Genomic DNA, 1215 nt, shown 5'->3' with positions numbered 1-1215 from the left:
CCGCCTGGCGGCGCTTCACGTCGGCCGCCGCGTCCAGGAACTCGCGCGCCCACTTCTCGGACGTGTAGCGGGCCAGGCGCTCCTGCATGGGGGCGTTGCGCCGCCGCTGCTCGGCCTCCGGCATCTCCAGCGCGCGCCGCATGGCGTCCACGACGCCCTCCTGGTCGAACGGGTTCACGCACAGGGCCTCGTGCAGCTCGTAGGACGCGCCGGCCATCTCGGAGAGCACGAGCGCCCCGCCGCCCCCGTCGTGGCAGGCAAGGTATTCCTTGCACACGAGGTTCATGCCGTCGCGCAAAGGCGTGACCAGCATGACGTCGCTCGCGGCGTACAGGCCGATCAGCCGCTCGAACGGCAGCGAGCGGTAGTAGTAGTCCACGGGAGTCCAGTCCATGGTGGAGTGCTTGCCGTTGATGAGGCCCACCAGCTCGTCCACCTGCTTCTTCAGGGCCGCGTACGACGCCACGTTCTCGCGCGACGGCACCGTCACCAGCACCAGCACCACACGGCCGCGCCACTCGGGGAAGCGGTCCAGGAACGCGTCGAAGGCCAGCAGGCGCTCGGGGATGCCCTTGGAGTAGTCCAGCCGCTCCACCGACAGCATGAGCTTGCAGCCCTCATGGCCCTTCTCCTCGCCCAGTTCCGCCACCAGGCGGCGCACTGCGGGGAGGCGCGCGGCGTCGCGGTAGCGCACGTAGTCGATGCCCAGCGGGAACGCGTCCACCTGCGCGAGTCGGCCGTCCGCGAACAGCGTGCCGCTCTCGTTCTCCACGCCCACGATGCGCCGGCAGCTGGACAGGAAGTGGCGCACGTAGTCGTAGGCGTGGAAGCCCACGAGGTCGGCGCCCAGCACGCCGCGCATGAGCTCGCGGCGCCACGGCAGCATGCGGAACGTCTCGTAGTCGGGGAAGGGGATGTGCAGGAAGAAGCCGATGGAGGCGTCCGGCAGCGCCTCGCGCAGAAGCGACGGCAGCAGCATGAGGTGGTAGTCGTGCACCCAGATGGTGTCGCCGGGCCGTGCCAGCGCGAGCACCGCGTCGCGGAAGCGCTCGTTCACGCGCACGTACGCCTCCCATGCCTCCTCGTCGAAGCGGGTATGCTGGGGGAAGCCGTGGAACAGCGGCCACAGCGCGGAGTTCGAGAAGCCCTCGTAGTACAGCTCGGCGTCGCGCTCGTCCAGGCGCACCGGTGCGCAGGAGCGCTCGGCCAGCGCCC

At 70.2% G+C, this 1215-nt stretch carries 1 protein-coding gene; it reads right to left on the bottom strand.

Annotated elements, in window-relative coordinates; genetic code table 11:
- Positions 1 to 1215, bottom strand: a 1215-nt coding sequence (locus GPA_RS10300) for an alpha,alpha-trehalose-phosphate synthase (UDP-forming) (RefSeq protein ID WP_197533131.1), incomplete at both ends; no start/stop codon positions are given.

The organism is Gordonibacter pamelaeae 7-10-1-b (assembly GCF_000210055.1).
Taxonomy (GTDB): Bacteria; Actinomycetota; Coriobacteriia; order Coriobacteriales; family Eggerthellaceae; genus Gordonibacter; species Gordonibacter pamelaeae.
This window is presented reverse-complemented; position numbering and strand designations above follow the sequence as displayed.